This is a genomic window from Clostridium sp. (assembly GCF_017888565.1).
GTDB lineage: Bacteria > Bacillota > Clostridia > Clostridiales > Clostridiaceae > Clostridium.
In genome coordinates this window covers 64,221-82,470 of the sequence record NZ_JAGHFX010000097.1, presented here as the reverse complement: position 1 = coordinate 82,470, position 18,250 = coordinate 64,221, and the positions used below count along the sequence as shown (strand labels likewise).

Annotated in this window: 17 protein-coding genes, 1 tRNA gene and 2 other annotated features; of the genes, 2 read left to right on the top strand and 16 right to left on the bottom strand. The window is 26.9% G+C overall.

Translation table 11 applies throughout. The features are described from left to right. Positions 1-3 precede the first annotated feature (3 nt). The 11 genes from J7M87_RS19125 to ytxC all read right to left on the bottom strand — a co-directional run bounded on the left by J7M87_RS19125 (position 4) and on the right by ytxC (position 13,227). On the bottom strand, positions 4-2,355 hold the full coding sequence (locus J7M87_RS19125; RefSeq protein WP_291653641.1) for a U32 family peptidase: 2,352 nt from the start codon (positions 2,353-2,355) through the stop codon (positions 4-6). A gap of 167 nt (positions 2,356-2,522) precedes the next feature. Continuing rightward, complete coding sequence (zapA, locus tag J7M87_RS19120) at positions 2,523-3,380, bottom strand: cell division protein ZapA (protein WP_291653639.1); 858 nt, start codon at positions 3,378-3,380, stop codon at positions 2,523-2,525. 207 nt (positions 3,381-3,587) lie between these two features. Next, positions 3,588-4,397 carry a DUF368 domain-containing protein gene (locus J7M87_RS19115; RefSeq protein WP_291653637.1) on the bottom strand — a complete coding sequence of 270 codons (810 nt, stop codon included), beginning with the start codon at positions 4,395-4,397 and terminating at the stop codon, positions 3,588-3,590. A 159-nt stretch (positions 4,398-4,556) separates the two neighbouring features. Beyond that, positions 4,557-6,935, bottom strand: a complete 2,379-nt coding sequence (gene pheT, locus J7M87_RS19110; RefSeq protein ID WP_291653635.1) for a phenylalanine--tRNA ligase subunit beta — start codon at positions 6,933-6,935, stop codon at positions 4,557-4,559. Positions 6,936-6,953: 18 nt separating this feature from the next. Then, on the bottom strand, positions 6,954-7,973 hold the full coding sequence (pheS, locus tag J7M87_RS19105; protein ID WP_291653634.1) for a phenylalanine--tRNA ligase subunit alpha: 1,020 nt from the start codon (positions 7,971-7,973) through the stop codon (positions 6,954-6,956). Positions 7,974-8,019: 46 nt separating this feature from the next. After that, positions 8,020-8,247, bottom strand: a binding site (T-box leader). 67 nt (positions 8,248-8,314) lie between these two features. Beyond that, complete coding sequence (locus tag J7M87_RS19100; protein WP_291653632.1) at positions 8,315-9,097, bottom strand: RNA methyltransferase; 783 nt, start codon at positions 9,095-9,097, stop codon at positions 8,315-8,317. Between the two features lie 13 nt (positions 9,098-9,110). Continuing rightward, positions 9,111-9,779 carry a TrkA family potassium uptake protein gene (locus J7M87_RS19095; RefSeq protein ID WP_291653629.1) on the bottom strand — a complete coding sequence of 223 codons (669 nt, stop codon included), beginning with the start codon at positions 9,777-9,779 and terminating at the stop codon, positions 9,111-9,113. A 13-nt stretch (positions 9,780-9,792) separates the two neighbouring features. After that, on the bottom strand, positions 9,793-11,133 hold the full coding sequence (locus J7M87_RS19090; protein ID WP_291653627.1) for a TrkH family potassium uptake protein: 1,341 nt from the start codon (positions 11,131-11,133) through the stop codon (positions 9,793-9,795). Between the two features lie 192 nt (positions 11,134-11,325). Then, positions 11,326-11,685: a 50S ribosomal protein L20 gene (rplT, locus tag J7M87_RS19085; protein ID WP_008679234.1), complete on the bottom strand. Its 360-nt coding sequence runs from the start codon at positions 11,683-11,685 to the stop codon at positions 11,326-11,328. Between the two features lie 20 nt (positions 11,686-11,705). Beyond that, on the bottom strand, positions 11,706-11,903 hold the full coding sequence (gene rpmI / locus J7M87_RS19080; RefSeq protein WP_008679235.1) for a 50S ribosomal protein L35: 198 nt from the start codon (positions 11,901-11,903) through the stop codon (positions 11,706-11,708). Positions 11,904-12,160: 257 nt separating this feature from the next. Next, positions 12,161-12,296: a sequence feature (ribosomal protein L20 leader region), on the bottom strand. 40 nt (positions 12,297-12,336) lie between these two features. Beyond that, complete coding sequence (gene ytxC, locus J7M87_RS19075; protein ID WP_291653624.1) at positions 12,337-13,227, bottom strand: putative sporulation protein YtxC; 891 nt, start codon at positions 13,225-13,227, stop codon at positions 12,337-12,339. Between the two features lie 137 nt (positions 13,228-13,364). Here ytxC and J7M87_RS19070 point away from each other — a divergent pair, with 137 nt between their 5' ends. Beyond that, positions 13,365-14,066, top strand: coding sequence for a DUF6873 family GME fold protein (locus J7M87_RS19070; RefSeq protein ID WP_291653622.1), 702 nt, complete (start codon positions 13,365-13,367; stop codon positions 14,064-14,066). Between the two features lie 227 nt (positions 14,067-14,293). Here the strand turns inward: J7M87_RS19070 and J7M87_RS19065 are convergent, their stop codons facing one another. Next, positions 14,294-14,815, bottom strand: coding sequence for a hypothetical protein (locus J7M87_RS19065; protein ID WP_291653620.1), 522 nt, complete (start codon positions 14,813-14,815; stop codon positions 14,294-14,296). A 213-nt stretch (positions 14,816-15,028) separates the two neighbouring features. Then, on the bottom strand, positions 15,029-15,703 hold the full coding sequence (locus tag J7M87_RS19060) for an HD domain-containing protein (protein WP_291653618.1): 675 nt from the start codon (positions 15,701-15,703) through the stop codon (positions 15,029-15,031). Positions 15,704-15,800: 97 nt separating this feature from the next. Here J7M87_RS19060 and J7M87_RS19055 point away from each other — a divergent pair. Continuing rightward, positions 15,801-15,875, top strand: a tRNA-Cys gene (locus J7M87_RS19055). A 39-nt stretch (positions 15,876-15,914) separates the two neighbouring features. Here the strand turns inward: J7M87_RS19055 and hslO are convergent. From hslO to J7M87_RS19040, 3 genes are all read right to left on the bottom strand, one after another. Beyond that, positions 15,915-16,796, bottom strand: coding sequence for an Hsp33 family molecular chaperone HslO (hslO, locus tag J7M87_RS19050; RefSeq protein WP_291653617.1), 882 nt, complete (start codon positions 16,794-16,796; stop codon positions 15,915-15,917). Between the two features lie 13 nt (positions 16,797-16,809). After that, the gene (locus J7M87_RS19045) at positions 16,810-17,544 is read right to left on the bottom strand and encodes a class I SAM-dependent methyltransferase (RefSeq protein WP_291653615.1); all 735 of its coding nucleotides are present in this window, start codon (positions 17,542-17,544) and stop codon (positions 16,810-16,812) included. A 230-nt stretch (positions 17,545-17,774) separates the two neighbouring features. Then, on the bottom strand, positions 17,775-18,026 hold the full coding sequence (locus tag J7M87_RS19040) for a small, acid-soluble spore protein, alpha/beta type (RefSeq protein ID WP_291653612.1): 252 nt from the start codon (positions 18,024-18,026) through the stop codon (positions 17,775-17,777). Positions 18,027-18,250 lie beyond the last annotated feature (224 nt).

Sequence of the window (18,250 nt, the reverse complement as noted above, 5' to 3'; positions counted from 1 at the left end):
CCTCTATTCTATCCCTCTTCTATAATGACCTTTTGTATAATTATTAGTATTAACTTTTTCCTCTCCTCTTATCATTCTAAGTACCTTCTTTACTTCATTTAAACTTTCATCTCTAAATTCAACTCTAAAAGAATTTACTCCAAGATTCTTTAAATCTTCTTTTTCTTCAATAAGATTTAATGGATGAGGATTTAAAATATAGCTTCTACAGAAAATATCAGTCATTACTCTAAACTTTTCATTCATTCTATCTATTAGTGTAAATTCATCCCTTGTACATGCTAGATTACAATCACTACAAGATGACTTTTCACCGAAAGTACTTCCAATAGGGCAATATTCACTTATCATAAGCTCAGTTTTGCCATATATTATTCCTTGTACATTCCCCTTATTTCCTTTTAACATATTTTTAATTTCTTTCCTATTAAGCTCTAAACTTAGTGTAGGAATATCAATTTCATTTTGATAAAACTTTAAAGCTTCTGAATTTATTATATTCAGTTTATAATCACCTATTATCATCATTTCATCTTGATATTTACGAATCACTCCAACATTAACAGTCACTATTCCTTTAATATATTTTTTTACCTTTTCTATTATATTTATTACATTATTAAATTCACTTTTAATTATATTTGGAACCTTTAAATAAATATTAAGCTCTCTATTTTGAGATACTTCTATTAAATCTTTAACCTTTATAGCATCTTTATCTCTATTAAATACATCAACTATTATATCCTTAACCCCTTCTTCTATTAAAGTATCCAGCTGTTCTCTCTTAATACATTGATATATTATATCTAAATTAATATTACTGCTCTTAATATTATTAATTCTATCTAATTTTTCAGGTCTTTTTCTTCTAAAAGATTTTGTAATAGATTTTTGAATTCCTTCTAAAACCTTTCTTCTTAGGTTATTCAAATCACTAACTCTTATAAATCCATCCTCAAAAGCCTCAAAATTAATTTCATCTATTTTGAAAGCGCTCTCTCCAGATTTACATAGTGAATCTATAACTCTATCTTTTTCTAAAGGTCTTTTTTCTGCCTTTTCAACAACTTCACCTAAGAATTCATAATTCTTATCATTATATTCTATGCTTATTTTTAATGGTTCTGAAACTTTAAAAGTAACATTTGCTTTTAAGGAAATTTTTCTATTATATGGTTTTATAGAATCCTCTAAAGAATCAAATAGTTTTTTATCTAATGATTTAAATATCTCGTCTCCTACCTTATATGCAGTTGGAAATATTTTAACTCTTTCTCCTCTTTTAGCTTCTTTTACTTCTTTTCCATTAGTAATAATTTTATTTATTGAAAATCCACTTTCCCTAAACCTAAATCCATCACCTAAAGCAATATCTTCTTTTAAAACCACTTCTCCATTTTTCTCTATTTTTCCTAGAGGCACGCCAGTATTTCTTGGATGCTTAAAGCTCATCATATCCATACCAACGTTTTTATGTAAATAAGCCTTAGAAAATCCGCCTCTATTAAATAATTGTAGCAATTCTCTTTTCCCTTTGCTAACATTATATTCAGTATTATATAATTCTTTTTCTACTGCATTTTTATAATTTTCTACTACTCCTGCAACATACTCCGGTCTTTTCATTCTTCCCTCTATTTTTAATGAATATGTTCCTGAGTCTATAATATCTTTCATATCTTCTATTGTGCATGTATCCTTAGGACTTAGAAGATACGCCTTTCTTTCTCCAGCTGTATTTCCCTTTAATGTATATTCCATTCTACAAGGTTGTGCACATCTACCTCTATTTCCACTTCTACCACCTATCATAGAGCTCATAAGGCATTGTCCAGAGTACGATATACATAATGCACCATGAACAAAGATTTCTGTTTCTATTCCTAAATCTTTAGAAATATATTTAACTTCATCTACAGATAATTCTCTAGATAAAACTATTCTATGAAAACCTCTTTCCTTAAAAAATAACGCACCTTCTCCATTATGTATAGTCATTTGCGTAGATGCATGTATCTCAAAATCAGGATAATCTTCCTTTATTCTTTTAAATAATCCTAAATCTTGAAGTATTATTGCATCTACTCCTATTTCATATAAAAATCCTACATATCTAACTGCTTCTTCAATTTCATTTTCTTTCAATATAGTATTTAATGTTACATAAACCTTAGCTCCATAGCTATGCACATAATCAACAGCTTTTATCATATTATCATTATCAAAATTAGATGCATATGCTCTAGCTGAAAATTTATTTCCACCTAAATAAACTGCATCAGCACCTTTATTCATTGCTGCAATAAGACTTTCCATGCTCCCTGCTGGAGCTAAAATTTCCACTTTCTTCATAACTATTTCTCCTAAACTTTAGTTTATTATGCTTTTATCTTTCCTAATTATATATATCATAAATTCTAACTTTTTTCTATTGTAGTTTTATAACTTACTTTCTGATATATAAAAACAGCTTAATTAAGAAAAATCAAGCTGTCTTTAAAACATTAGATACATTATAATTAAACATCTTTAAGCAAAGCATTTTTTTGTTTTTTCTCATAAGCTAGCTTTACTTGAATATCAATCAATTTCTTTTCCAAATCTAAAACTTTATATTTTGAGTTTTGTAATTGGAATTTTATTTCCTTATTTCTTTGCTTTAATAAATCTTTTTCTGCTTTTGTCTTTTTAAAATCATCTTCTATTATTTTAGATTCTTCATTAAGCTTTATAAACTTTTCTTTATAATCTGCCTCATTATTCTTTAGTAGTCCATTAGTTTCCTTTAAGTTTTCCACTTCTTTGTAGCAGTTTTCTACTTCTTCTCTTAGAGTTAGATTTTCATCTTTTAAAGAATTTATTTCTAGCTTTAAAGAGTCTTTTTCATTTATGGCTACTTCTTTTTCACTTATTTCCTTCTCTAATTTTGATATTTTTTCTCTTAAATGATTATTTTCTTCATTTTCATTTTCAAGAAGTGTAACTTTATTTTTTAGTTCTTCTGCCTCTAAAAGTTTTTTGTTTAATTCATCTATTGTTTTATTTAGTTTATTAATTTCTCTAGAAGCATTGAATTCTATTCCTTCTGCTTCTTCTCTAATTTCTTTTATTCTTTCTTTCAATGTTAAGTTTCTTTCATCTAAAGAAGTATTTTTTTTCATTAATCCTTCTATTTCTATATCTGCTTTAAATAGTTCATCTGCTATATTTAACGCAACAAGAGTAGCTGCTGCTGTAGAGCTCAGCTTTCTATTGTTTGCCATAATATCTCTCACTTTTCCATCTACGTATTTTGCTACTTCTAATAAGTATTCTTCATTTTCTCTTCCCTTTAGATTATATTCAATCCCATTTATCTTTATAGTTACAGTATTCATAATACACCTCGTTAACATAATAATTATAACTAATTTTATTCTAACATAAATATTCCAAAGAATGTATATATGTTGCAATAAAGATTTAAATTTAACTAAAAATATATAATCAATTCATATAGGTCTACTAAAAACTATATGAATTGATAAAATAAAAAAGATATTTTAGTCTTAACAATATTAAAACCTAAAATATCCTTTTGTTATTTATATTTCATTTTTTCCTATTATATAAGCAATAACAAATCCTACTATTAAGGAAATTATTGATACTATTCCCATTAATCCAAATGTAAAACCTGGATAGATTACAAATACTGATCCAATTACTAATCCAAAAATTATACAGTAAGCAGTCTGAGGATACTTACTAAATATTTTTTCTATAAGTTTAGTCATTAATAAGAATCCACCAACAACTCCAACTCCAACGATAGCCATATTTACGATATCAAAGCTTTTTACTATTTCTATTATTGGTTCATATAAACCTATTAGTAATAACATAAATGAACCACTTATTCCAGGTAATATCATTGTTGCAGCTGCTATAAATCCAGCTACAAAGAATCCTATTGAATTAGGTTTAAATATTGAACTTAAAAAAGCAGCATCAGGATTAATTTTTTCTAATAATCCTAATCCAGCAACAATCATAAATCCTATCACTAATCCTATCCAATTGCCAGCACTTACTTTTGTTTCTGTTGCTTTTTTAAATAATAATGGTGCTGTGCCTAATATTAATCCAATAAAGAAAAAATTAGTTTGTTCATTATAACTTTTAAGTAAATAATCAATTAAGTTAGTAAACAATAATATTCCTACTACAGCTCCAATACCAAGTGAGCCTAAAAATAATATATTTTTCTTTATGTCCTTAAAAAAATTATTAACAGAATATATTATTTTATCATATATTCCCATTACAACAGCCATAGTTCCACCACTTACCCCTGGAATAACATTGGATACTCCTATAACTATCCCTTTTAATGCATTAATGATATAATTCATATTTTTCTCCTTTACATAAATAAGAATATGTCTTATTTTATCATATATTTTATATTATAAAAAACATATTATATATACACAAATATTATTAATAATAAAGCTGTATTTTAAGAATTCTCTCTTCATACAGCTTTATTAATATTTTATATAAAATTTTTATTATCTTAAAGTAGCACCTAATTTATATTCAAGGCTTCTTAATATTTTATCATGAACCTTATTAACATCATTATCTGTAAGTGTCTTCTTTTCATCTCTATATGCAATTGCATATGCTATACTCTTTTTACCTTCTGGTATTTGAGCCCCTTTATAAATATCAAATAATTTTACTTTTTCAACTAGGTTTCCACCAGCTTTTTTAATAGTATCTTCTATTTCTTGTACTAATACTTCATCATTTACTAATAAAGCTATATCTCTTGTAACTGCTGGGAACTTTGGAAGTGGCTTATACTTCTTAGTTGTTTCAGCACTATTAAATAATAAATCTAAATCTAATTCAGCTAAATAGCAATTTACATCAACACCATAGTTTTCTGAAACGTCAGGATGAACTTCACCTAATACCCCTACTTTTGATTTTCCAATCATTAAAGCAGCAGTTTTACCTGGATGATAGCTAGGATTTTCAGTTTCTCTAACAAATGTTACTTTATTTAAACCTAAAGCTTCAACAATATTTTCTACAACTCCCTTTAAATCTAAATAATCACAGTCTCCATACATACCAATTGTTAGTATATTTTTTTCAGTTGGAAGTGCAGTTTCATCTTCATTTGGTATATATATCTTACCAACCTCAAATAATCTAGCATATTCATTATTTCTTGAGTAGTTTCTTCCTAGAGATTCCATCATTGAATGAATAGTAGTTGTTCTCATAACAGAATAATCTTCACCAAGTGGATTTTTGATTTTAACTACATTTCTTAATTCGCTATCTTTTGCTAAATTAATTTTATCAAAAACTTTAGGTGATACAAATGAATAGCTGATTGATTGATTCAATCCACTTCCTATCATAGTATCTATAACTTCTTCAGTTAATATTTCATTTTTATATTTAGGCTCTCTTTCAGTAGATACCTTAAATATTGTAGTTGGAATCTTATCATATCCATATATTCTTGCTACTTCTTCAGCTATATCTTCTTTAATTGCTATATCGATTCTAAATGTTGGTATATTTATAACTAAATCATCATTTACAATTTCTGTTCTTAACTCTAAAGAATCAAGATATTTTTTCATATCTTCTTTTGCTATTTCTGTTCCTAAGAATTTATTTATCCATCTAGAATCTACTGTAATACTTCCTTCTTCTTTCTTTTGAGTATATACATCAATAGTTCCTTCCATTACTTCACCACATCCAAGCTCACAGATTAAAGCACAAGCTCTATCTATTGCAAGACTTGCAAGATTTGGATCTATATCTTTTTCAAATCTTGATGAACTTTCAGTTCTTAAATTAAGCTTTTTAGAATTGACTCTTATATTAGTTCCATCAAAATTTGCACATTCAAAAATAACTTCAGTTGTATCTTCTTTAATTTCTGAATTTAATCCACCCATTATTCCTGCTAAAGCTATAGTTTTGTTTTCATCCTTTATGCATAGGAAACTAGAATCTAAGCTTCTTTCAGTTTCATCTAAAGTAACAAAAATTTCTCCATCTTTAGCTCTTTCTACAACTATTTTTCCACTTTGAATTTCTCTTGCATCAAAAGCATGCATTGGTTCTCCAAGTTCTAACATTACAAAATTAGTTATATCAACTATATTATTTATAGGTCTAACACCAGCTTCTAATAATCTTTCTTGCATCCAACCTGGTGAAGGCATAACCTTAACGTTTTTAACTCCTCTTGCCATGTATCTTCTACATAAAGCATCTTTAACTTCAACTTTTAACTTATCATTAATATTTTCAGAGTTCTTTACTTCATAATTAAAACTTGGCATTTTATAAGATGTAGAAAGAGTTGCTGCTGTTTCTCTTGCCATACCAACAATACTTAAACAATCTGGTCTATTTGACGTTATTTCAAAATCTAATATTGATTTGTTAAGACCTAGATATTTTTTAATATCCATTCCTAACGGTGCATCTTTAGGTAAAATCATTAAGCCATGAACTGGTTCATCACCAGCTATTCCAAGTTCTTCTTCTGAGCAGAACATTCCATTAGATACTACCCCTCTAAGTTTACCTTTCTTAATTTCTGTTCCATCTGCTAAAATTGATTTATGAAGGGCAACTGGTACTATATCTTCTTCCTTCATATTTGTTGCCGCTGTAACGATTTGAATCTTTTCATCTGCTCCTATATCAACTTGACATATTTTTAATTTATCAGCATCTGGATGTGTAGTTATCTCAACTATTTTTCCAGTAACTACATTTTTAATTGTATCACCTTGAGTAATAACTTCTTCTACTGCTGAACCTGATAAAGTTAATCTATCTCCAAGTTCTTTTGCATCTATATTCACTTCAACATAATCTTTTAACCAATTAAATGGTACTTTCATCTCTTTTACCTCCTATAATTAAAATTGATTTAAAAATCTCATATCACTTTCGTATAACAGTCTAATGTCATCTATTCCATACTTAAGCATAACCATTCTATCAACACCAAATCCGAAGGCAAATCCGCTATAAACTTCTGGGTCTATACCACAATTTCTTAATACTTGTGGGTGAACCATACCACAACCTAAAAGTTCTATCCATCCACTTCCTTTACAAACCCTACATCCTTTTCCTTCACATACGAAGCAAGTTGCATCCATTTCTGCTGAAGGTTCTGTAAATGGGAAATGGTGAGGTCTAAATTTAGTTTTAACCTTATCTCCAAACATCTTCTTTGCAAAAAGCTCTAGAGTTCCTTTTAAATCTGCAAATGTAACTCCTTTATCAATAACTAATCCTTCCATTTGATAGAATATAGGTGAGTGAGTTGCATCAACTGCATCTGATCTATATACTTTACCTGGCGCTATCATTTTTATAGGTGGAGCTTGATTTTCCATAACTCTAATTTGAACTGGTGACGTTTGTGTTCTTAATACTAAATTATCATTTATATAAAAAGTATCTTGTTCACTTCTTGCTGGGTGATCCTTTGGAATATTTAAAGCCTCAAAGTTATAATGATCTAATTCTACTTCTGGGCCTTCTTCTACTGTGAACCCCATTGATATAAAAATATTCTTCATACTTTCTAATGTTAAATCTAATGGATGTCTCTTACCAATTAAATTTTTCTTTCCTGGAAGAGATATATCTATAACTTCTGATGCTAATTTAGCATTTTTTTCTTTTTCCTTAATTCCTCTTGATATTTCTTCAATCTTATCTTCAACTTCTTTTTTCACTACATTTACAAGCTTTCCTATTATCGGTCTTTCTTCTTGAGATAATGATCCCATTCCTCTTAATATAGTAGTTAGCTCTCCCTTTTTACCTAAATATTTTACTCTTATTTCTTCTAATTCTGAGCTAGTATTTACATTTGTTAATTCATTAAATGCATTTTCTTTAATAGACATTAACTTTTCTTGCATATTTGTTCCTCCTTTTTGATTAAAATAAAAAAACTTCGTCCCTAATAAAAGGGACGAAGTGCCGCGTTACCACCCTAATTGGTTATAAAATTTTATAATTTTATAACCCAACTCAAATTTAAATAACGGTTAAACCCGCTAGAAACTACTGTTAATTTCACTTCTAGGACTCCTGAGGGAACTTCAATATAAACTTCTTTAAAATAGCTTCCAGTCTTAGACTATTTCTCCCTGCAAAGTCCTTTATATCTACTTTCTCATTCATTGTCTTTTTATATTCAATTTACAATTTATTATACAAATAAACTTAATTAATTTCAATAGAAAGTTTCTATTTATTTCTACATTAGATTTTGTCTTACTTTTTCAAATAAAATTATGGATGTTGCTACTGCTACATTTAAAGATTCAGCTCCACCTGGCATTGGAATTTTAACCTTTTTGCTTGCAAGCTCAAAAAGTTCATTGCTTATCCCATTACCTTCATTTCCTACAGCTAACATTATTCTCCCTTTTAAGTTTTCTTCAAAAAAGTTTTTAGACTCTTCAAGAGATGTTGTTACCAAGGCAACTCCATTATCTTTAAGTTTTTTAATAATACTAAAATCTTCATCATCATAAAAAATAGGAATATAAAATATAGAGCCCATAGTAGATCTTATTGTTTTATCATTATAAATATCTACTGTCCCCTTTGTGAGAATTATTCCATCTACTCCTGATGCATGAGCTGTTCTTATTATAGTACCTAAATTTCCTGGATCTTGAACCTTATCACATACCAAGAAAAATTCACCCTCTAAATCAATAGCTATTTTTTTACTTTTAACTACTGCAATAACACCTTGAGGATGTTCTGTAGAAGATATTTGTAAAAATAAACTACTTGAAAAAACATATATTTTATCATCATTAATGATTTCTTTTAAACTACTATTATGTAATTTTTCTTCATCACCTTGAGATAAAATTATATATTCTATTTCCATATTAGCTTTTGTAGCTTCTTCTATTAATCTAAACCCTTCTAAAATAAATTTACCTTCTTTTTGTCTAAATCGTCTTTCTTTAAGTTTCTTTGTAGACTTAAAAAAATTATTTTCTTTACTTTCTATATAAATCAAAATTTACACCTCGTTAATTTGATTTAGCTATCATACCTTCTAATCTATTTAGATCATCAGCTGATCCTATAGCAACAATTACATCATTATCTTCAATTATATCTTCTGCTGATGGCGATAAATTAACTTCATCTCCCCTTTTAATTGCCATAACATTTATTCCATATTTGCTTCTAAGTCTTAATTCATTTAAAGTTTTTCCTGACCATTCATTTAAAACTTGAATTTCCATAACACTATAATCTTCCGAAAGCTCAATATAATCTAATATATTGGCAGAAACTAAATTATGAGCAACTCTTACTCCCATATCTTTTTCTGGTAGTACAACTCTATCTGCTCCAATTTTGTAAAGAACTTTTGCATGCAAATCACTATGTCCTTTAGCTATAATATATTTAACTCCAAGTTCTTTTACTAATAGCGTAGCCATAATACTCGATTGAATATTATCACCTATTGTAACTACTGCTACATCAAAATTTCTTATTCCTAATGCCCTTAAAGCATTTTCATCTGTTGCATCTAGCTGCACAGCATGTGTAACACTATCAGCTATTTCTTGTACTATATCTTCATCTTTATCTATTGCTAATACATCATTACCCAAAGAATATAAAGTTTTTGCTATTGAAGATCCAAACCTTCCAAGTCCTATAATTACAAATTGTTTATTAGACAATTATATTCATCTCCTAACCTATCAAAATTTTCCCTTCTGGATATTTATAACCAGATTTTTTGCGTTTTCTTGTTAATGCAAGCATTACAGTAAGAGGACCAACTCTACCAAAATACATCATAAGCATAATTAAAACCTTACCTATAGGACTTAGATTAGAAGTAAGCCCTAATGTTATACCTACAGTCCCAAATGCCGATGTCGTTTCATATAGTAAATCTATAAAACTAGCACCAACTTCAGTATATGATAAAATCATTGTCGCAAATATTACTAAAGATACCCCTATAAATAATAAAGTAAATGATTTATATACAATTTCTTTTGTAAATCTTCGTCCAAATACTTCAGTATCTTCTCTTCCTTTTATTACACAAATAACAGTTAATACTAATATACCAAAAGTCACTGTCTTTAATCCACCAGCAGTAGATCCTGGAGATCCTCCAATAAACATTAATATTATAGTTAAAAATTTACTTGCCAAAGTCATACCACTAGTTGATACGCTATTAAATCCTGCTGTTCTTGTAGTTACAGATGCAAAAAATGAATTTAATAATTTATCTTTAATATTCATATTCGCCATTGTTTCAACGTTACTATATTCAAATATGAACATTAAAATAGCTCCTCCAAATACTAATATAGCCGTAGTTATAAGTACTAATTTAGAGTGAAGGGATAACTTTTTCATCCCCTTAAATTCATATATCTCTAAAAGAACTGTAAATCCTAATCCACCAATTATTATTAAGGCACTTATTACTAAGATCACTACGCTATTACTTGAATAACCAACTAGGCTTGTTCCAAACAAATCAAATCCTGCATTACAAAAAGCTGAAATAGAATGAAAGATACTGTAAAATAACCCTCGAGCAATACCATATTCAGGCACAAATTGTGTTGATAACAATAAAGCTCCAAAGAATTGTACCGATACAGTAAACATCAGAACATACTTAACCATTTTTACAAGGCCTTGAATAGAATACGTGTTCATTGCTTCTTGCATAACAAGTCTTTCTCTTAAAGTTATTTTCTTACCTAATATTAAGGATATAAGAACTGCAAAAGACATAAACCCAAGCCCACCAATTTCTATTAATGTCATAATAACTGTTTGACCAAAAGCACTCCAATGTGTACTAGTATCTAATGTTATTAATCCAGTTACACATACTGCCGATGTAGATGTAAAAATAGCATCTAGAAAATTTGTTGGCTCACCTGTTCTAGACGAGATAGGTAGAGATAATATAATTGCACCTATTAAAATTGCTATTAAGAATCCTAACGCCAATATTTGGACTCCGTTTAATCTAAATTTTTTTTTTGAATTAAATTGCATATCTTCACCTCTTAGATATACTAAATTTATATATAAGTTTGAATTAATAATCTACGTAATTGATATTAGTACAGTATTACTTATTAATATAATAATTTTACAACTTATATAGTAATACTAATTATTATAAACTATTTATATATATATTATTTATATTTATCTACAAAAAATGCGACCATAAGGTCGCAGTAATTATTTATTTAGTTGGCTTTTTGCTACTTCTACTAAATCTGCAAATGCCTTAGGATCATTTATAGCTATTTCTGATAACATTTTTCTATTCATATCAATTCCAGCTAATTTGATTCCATTTATAAATTTTGAATATGAAAGACCATTCATTCTTGTAGCAGCATTAATTCTTGCTATCCATAATCTTCTGAAATCTCTCTTCTTTAATCTTCTTCCAACATAAGCATTTCTTAAAGCTCTTATTACTGATTCATTAGCAGTTTTAAATAATCTGCTCTTTCCACCATAATAACCTTTTGCAAGCTTTAATACTTTTTTATGATTTTTACGTGAGTTTACCGCTCTTTTAACTCTTGCCATGCTTCAAACCTCCTACAATCTTATAAATATGGTAATAACTTCTTCATTGCTTTTTCTTGAGTAGTTGAAACATAAGCAGTCTTTCTTAAGTTTCTCTTTCTCTTAGAGCTTTTCTTTGTTAAGATATGGCTCTTGAAAGCTTTTGCTCTTTTTAGCTTTCCTGTACCTGTTTTTTTAAATCTTTTTGCTGCACCTCTGTGCGTTTTCATTTTTGGCATAATAAAATCCTCCTCTCAGATTATGCTTTATTAAGGGGCATAAATTCTAATAATTATAAACTATCTTAAACCAAATTGAAAAATATTTATTAAACAATAATTTTCCAATCTTGATTAACCCCTTAACTATAAGTAGTAATTTTAAATTAACCCTGATATATCGAATTATTTAGAATCACTTTTAAATTGCATTTTATGTATATCTAATAATGCTAAACTTTAAACTTCTTTTTTATCTTGTAGCTTATTATATTTAAACAAAATAAAAAAGACAGCAATATGCCGTCCTCATCATCCTCATGCTTTAATTTAAACAATAAATTAAAATAAGAATATATTACCTTACTAAGCTCTGCCGTAAGGTGAGAAACGGCTTTGTTTCTTCTTAACAATTGTAATTATATTATTTGATAAAAAACTTGTCAACATAATTTTAAAATTTAACTTGTTTTTCTATACATAAAGAACATCCAGAACAGTAACTTACCTTATCTTCAAATACATTTTCTATTGTATCTATAAATTCTTTATTTAAGCAATTTTTCTTTCCATGTATTATTACTCTTTTTGGAGCATTTGTTATCAATCCGCTTATTATTATATCCTCCATCTTAGCATCTGTATCTATTCTACACTCCACTAATTCCTTCATAAACTCATTAAATATATCCTCTTTATTTTTATCTTTTATAGAATAATTTCCAATTTCATCAATAAATATATTTACTTCATCTATTTTGCTTTCTTGAATATCTACAAAGTACTTTAATAGTTTAACAAACTCCCTGTATTCTTTTTCTACCATGTAACTTTCGATAACCTTATCTATTATATTTTCTATATCTTCTCTTAGCTCCTTCATTCTAAATCTAATAAACCCATTTATATTTATTTCTGAATTTTCTTCTAAACACCCCTTAATTTTTTCTATTACATTATTCATTTTATTCATGCAATACACTAGATTATCAAATTTTAGAGATTCTTCTCCTAATAATACTTTCATAATTTCTTCTTCAACTTCTATTACTTCTTCTTGTTTAAGAAAGAAATAATTTTCAGTTAAAAAATCAAACATTTCTTTTTCTTTATATTGTTCTATAACAATTTTATATAACACATTACTTATATATAAATTTATGATATCTTTTATTCTTTGATTATAACCATCATCATCACATAATATTTTTACTATATGATTATCAAGTTCCACACTTTCTACTATCCCAATCTTTATGTCTTTTTTCCTTAGAATAGTCCTTAACTCCTGAATTTCACTTACAAAATCTAGATCGTCATTATAAACAAGCTTTAGTACAAGCATGGATTTCACTCCCTTTCTAGTAATAGTATGTATAAATTTTAAAACTATATTCAAAAAACATTTCTTAACAATCGACAAAGATACATAACTAACCTATAATTAACTTATATTTATTATTAATTTTTAGGAGACTATTTATGATTTGTTTTGTTGATTATAGAATTACTGAATTAGAAAAAAAAACACTTAAATCTCTTAATTTATCAATATTAGAAATACCAAAGTGTAATAATTTGTACAAAGCTATTGATGGTCATGTGGACATACAATTAAATATAATAGATAAAAAGTCGAAAAAAGTAATAATTCATAAAGATATATCAAAAATTTTCAAAGAAAAACTTGATATTTTTAATATAAACTATATAGAAAGTTCAAGATCCTTAAACTCTTCTTATCCTAAAAATATATTTTTAAATGCATTGATTCTAGAAAATCATTTTATACATAATTTAAAATATACTGACGAAAATTTACTTTTAACTCAATCTCACAAAAATTTAATTAATGTTAAACAAGGATATACCAAATGCTCTTGCTTACCCGTAAATGATAAAGCTTTTATAACAAATGATACTGGAATATATAACACATTAAAAGGTCATGGTTTTGATATTCTGTTATTACCTCCAGGAGATATAATACTAGAAGGTTTAGACTATGGATTTATTGGTGGTGTAGGTGGCCTTATCAATAAAGATTTAATGGCTTTCTATGGTAATTTAGATTTATATATTTATGGTGATAAAATTAAATCTTTTTTAAAAAAGTATGGAGTAACCCCTATTTATCTAATGAATGAAAAACTTCATGATAGAGGCAGCCTACTTGTCTTATAGTCTTTTATATAATACGTTATATATATATAAATGTTTCTACTATTGATTTAACAATTTAATTTATAATTCTTTGTTTATATTAAAAATAAAGTAATATATAAACATTTTGAACTAATAAATTTGATAACTTAAATCTATTTATTTCTAAAATAGTATTTATTTTTACATTTAAATCAACTTATAAATCTTAACAAAAATAGTTAAGCTAGAAGTTATATTTTTAACTTCTAGCTTTTTAATATATCATTTATAATTAAATCTATAGAATCAATTTCTTTATTCGTATAGGAGTAAACCTCATAATCATAAGAATAATTCTTTAGCGCTATTTCGGTATTATGATTGCTTTGCTCCTCTGTTAAAATACTATTATAATCTATTCTAGTAATATGTATAGATATGGTCTCTCCTATTTCTTTTAAACACTCTATTTCTTTAGGAAACCTTGCATCAGGTATAATTGCAACATCAAAGTCTTTTTTTACTAATTTAAGTATTTTTAGTAGTTCATTTATTAGAAACATTTCATCAATCTCTCGCATCCTATCTCCTAATTTTTGAAGTAAATCCCTCCCTTCTTCATCTTTTAGTCCGTTCCAGTTGTACACTTGAGTTGCAACCATTTTTAGATAGTCAGCATAATGAATTATAAATACTCTTTTTCCTTCTTTCTCAAGTATACTTTTTAATTTATTTGCAAGAGTATCTTTTCCATGTCCTGCCCCGCCCGATATTGATATGTACTTCATTATAAATATCCTCCTTAAAGTAATTTACTTATGTATATATTTAAATAATTTTATCTTTAATAAAAATACTATAATTATATATAACTTACAAGAAGGTTGGACTTATTGTTCCAACCTTACAAAACTTATTAATTTAATAATATTAATATTTATAAATAAAAACTATTTATAAAAGATAATATTATTTAAATTATATCTTGCTTAAAATTATTTTTAATTTAATATCATTTTTTCTATTTCTCTAATGTCGTCTCTTAACTTATAATATTTTTCATTATTTTCTTTTTCCAAAATATCTAATATAGTAATAACCTCATTTATATTATTTCTATTTTCATGTACTTGTTGATTTCCTCTACCTAATTTATCACAAATAAAAAGTAGAATTATATCATCAAAATTTTTACTACTCAATAATTTAGTAATGTTTGAAAAAGGCAAATTTTTTAGTATATAAATATGATGCATATGAAATCTTACTATTTCAGTTACATCCTCTACAAATTTAATGTTTTCATACTTTTCAAGAAGTTCATATACCATTTTTGATCCTACTACATCATGCTCATAAGATCTATATCTTCCTTTAATAAATTTAGTTGTAGGTATCTTACCAATATCATGCAATAATGCAGACCACATGAATTTTTTACTATCACTAGAAAAACATTTTATTTTAGCTGCCACATCTATTACCATTTTAGTATGATTCCATACATTTCCTTCAGGATGAAACTTCTTCTCTTGAGGTATATCTTTAAGCTTTGATATTATACTAAAGTCACTATTCCTAAATTCTTCATTTTTCATTAGTTTATCTATTTCTATAGATGGTCTATCATTTTCAAGCAATATTTTATTTATTCTATTAAATATTTCTACCTGCATACTTTCACCTCCTAGTTTATTATTTGTATTAATCATTTTTTTATTTTAATTTAGTATCAAAATAAATATTATTACATAAGATATAATTATAAAGCTCGGCGCTATAGCCAAGTGGTAAGGCAGAGGTCTGCAAAACCTTTATTCCCCAGTTCAAATCTGGGTGGCGCCTCCAAAGTGAAAAGGCTTAGATTAATCTAAGCCTTTAATTTTTTTATTTTCTTGCTTTATCTAATATTTCTCCAATTTCTTTATTTGAAAAATTATATGCGGTATTACAGAAATTACATTTAATTTCTTCTTCTTTACCATCATCATATATTTCTTGAAGTTCTTTTTCTCCTATAGATATTAAAGCTGCTTCAACTCTTTCCCTTGAGCAATTACAAGTATATTCAGGTGTAGCATCTTCTAAAATTTTTAGGTCCATCCCTTCAAATATATATTCTAACACCTTATCTATACTTCCATGCTCTTGTAACATTTGAGTTATTGAAGGAATTTCTTCCAATCTATATGTTATTAAATCTGATAATAAATCATCGGCATTTGGCATCATTTGAATTATAAATCCACCTGCAACCTTTATTGAATAATCTCTATCTACTAAAACTCCTAAAGCTACTGCAGATGGTGTTTGTTCTGATACTGTAAAGTAATATGCCAAATCTTCACCAATTTCCCCTGTATATATAGGAACTTGACCTACATAAGGATCTCTCATTCCTAAGTCTTTAATAACTGTAAATTCACCATTTACACCTACATATCCGCCTACATCTAATTTTCCTTTTGCATTTAAAGGAAGATTTCCATATGGATTTCCAATAAATCCTTTAACATTTCCACCTTCATATGCTGTTACAGTAATTCCTTTAGCTTCTCCACCACCATTTATCCTTAAAGTCATTACTTCCTTTTCTGATTTTAATGTAGTACCCATTAATGCTCCTGCAGTAAGCATTCTTCCTAGTGCTGCTGCTGCTACTGGAGTACACTCATGTATTTTACTTCCTGTATTAACTAAATCAGTAGTTTCTCCAGCAATAATTCTTACCATTCCATCTTTTGCTGTTGCTCTTATAATTTTATCCATCTATATTCCTCCATTACTTTTTAACGATGTACATTATTCTTTCTGTCATATTTTGTACTTTTCTATTTGAATATCCATCAAATTTGCCAATTACTTTTAAATCCAATTCTTTAAGCTTATTTTCTATAAAATCTTCTTTGTATGCCCTTTCCAAATGCTCTTCTTCAAATCTTTCATACAAGTCACCTTTTTTAACAAAAAAAGTTAAAAACATACTTAAAAGATCATCTTCAAAGGAATTTTCCCAAGTATAAAATACCTCTTCTTCACTATATGTATATATATTATTACCTAATATTTCTGATAGCTTATAATATGAATTTACATCAAATATAAAAATACCATCATCATTTAAATGCTCCTTAACTCTTGTTAAGTAATCAACAAATTTAGATTCTTCTATTATATAATTAGATGAATCTAAAACAGATGTTATTAAATCAAATTTTCTATTTAGGCTAAGCTCACTCATATCTTGACAGATTAACTTACATTTAATTTTTTCTTTCTTCAATTTCTCAAAAGCTTCTCTAAGCATATCATCTGATAAATCTACAGCAAAAGATTCTTTGAAATTTTTAGCTAACTTAACTGTAACATTTCCAGTTCCACATGCTATATCTAGATAATTATTGAAGTTTATATTTTCTTCTTTGCAAATTTCAATAATTCTTGAGCACATTTCTTCATAATTTATATCTTCATTTATTAGTTCATCATATATTTTAGCAAACTCTCCATATGTCAAAAAACTTCCCTCCCCCTTTTTATAGAGTTTTCTAAAACTATATTAAATGTAAAATTTCCTTTAGTCAATCTATACCAAAAATAAAAATTATATATATTTATAATTTATACTTTTTATATTCATCTTAAATATATTTTAAATTTATATTATAAAGTAAAATTAGTATTTAAGATTATACAAATAATAATTATATATATTATTGCTTAAATATTAATTAGCTAAAAATAACTTTATTTTCTCCCTAGAATTTCTTCATTTGTTGGTATCTTTAACATTCTCTTTCTCTTTGTCATTATACCACCTATACGCCCTGTTTCTTCTGCTGTTAGACCTCCCCATCCATATTGATCTACTTTATCCTTTAAACCTAGTTCATCAGCTATTTCATACTTTATTTTTTCTCTTAAAACTTCAGCTTCTGATAATTCTTTATTTGATTTTATTTTTGATTTTATTATTTTTTTTAATGGTGTTTTACTCATTTTGATACCCCCTATAAATATAATATTTATATTTTTTCCAAAAGTTTTTCTAATATACTATTAAAATTAATTATTCACTATATACTTCAAAATTTTATATATTATAATAAAGTATTGAATTTATTGAAATATTTAACTATAGTATTAGTAAGTATAATTTATATATAAGTTACTATTAAGATTAGTATTAAGAAACTATTGATAGTTTTCATCTTAAGCAGCTT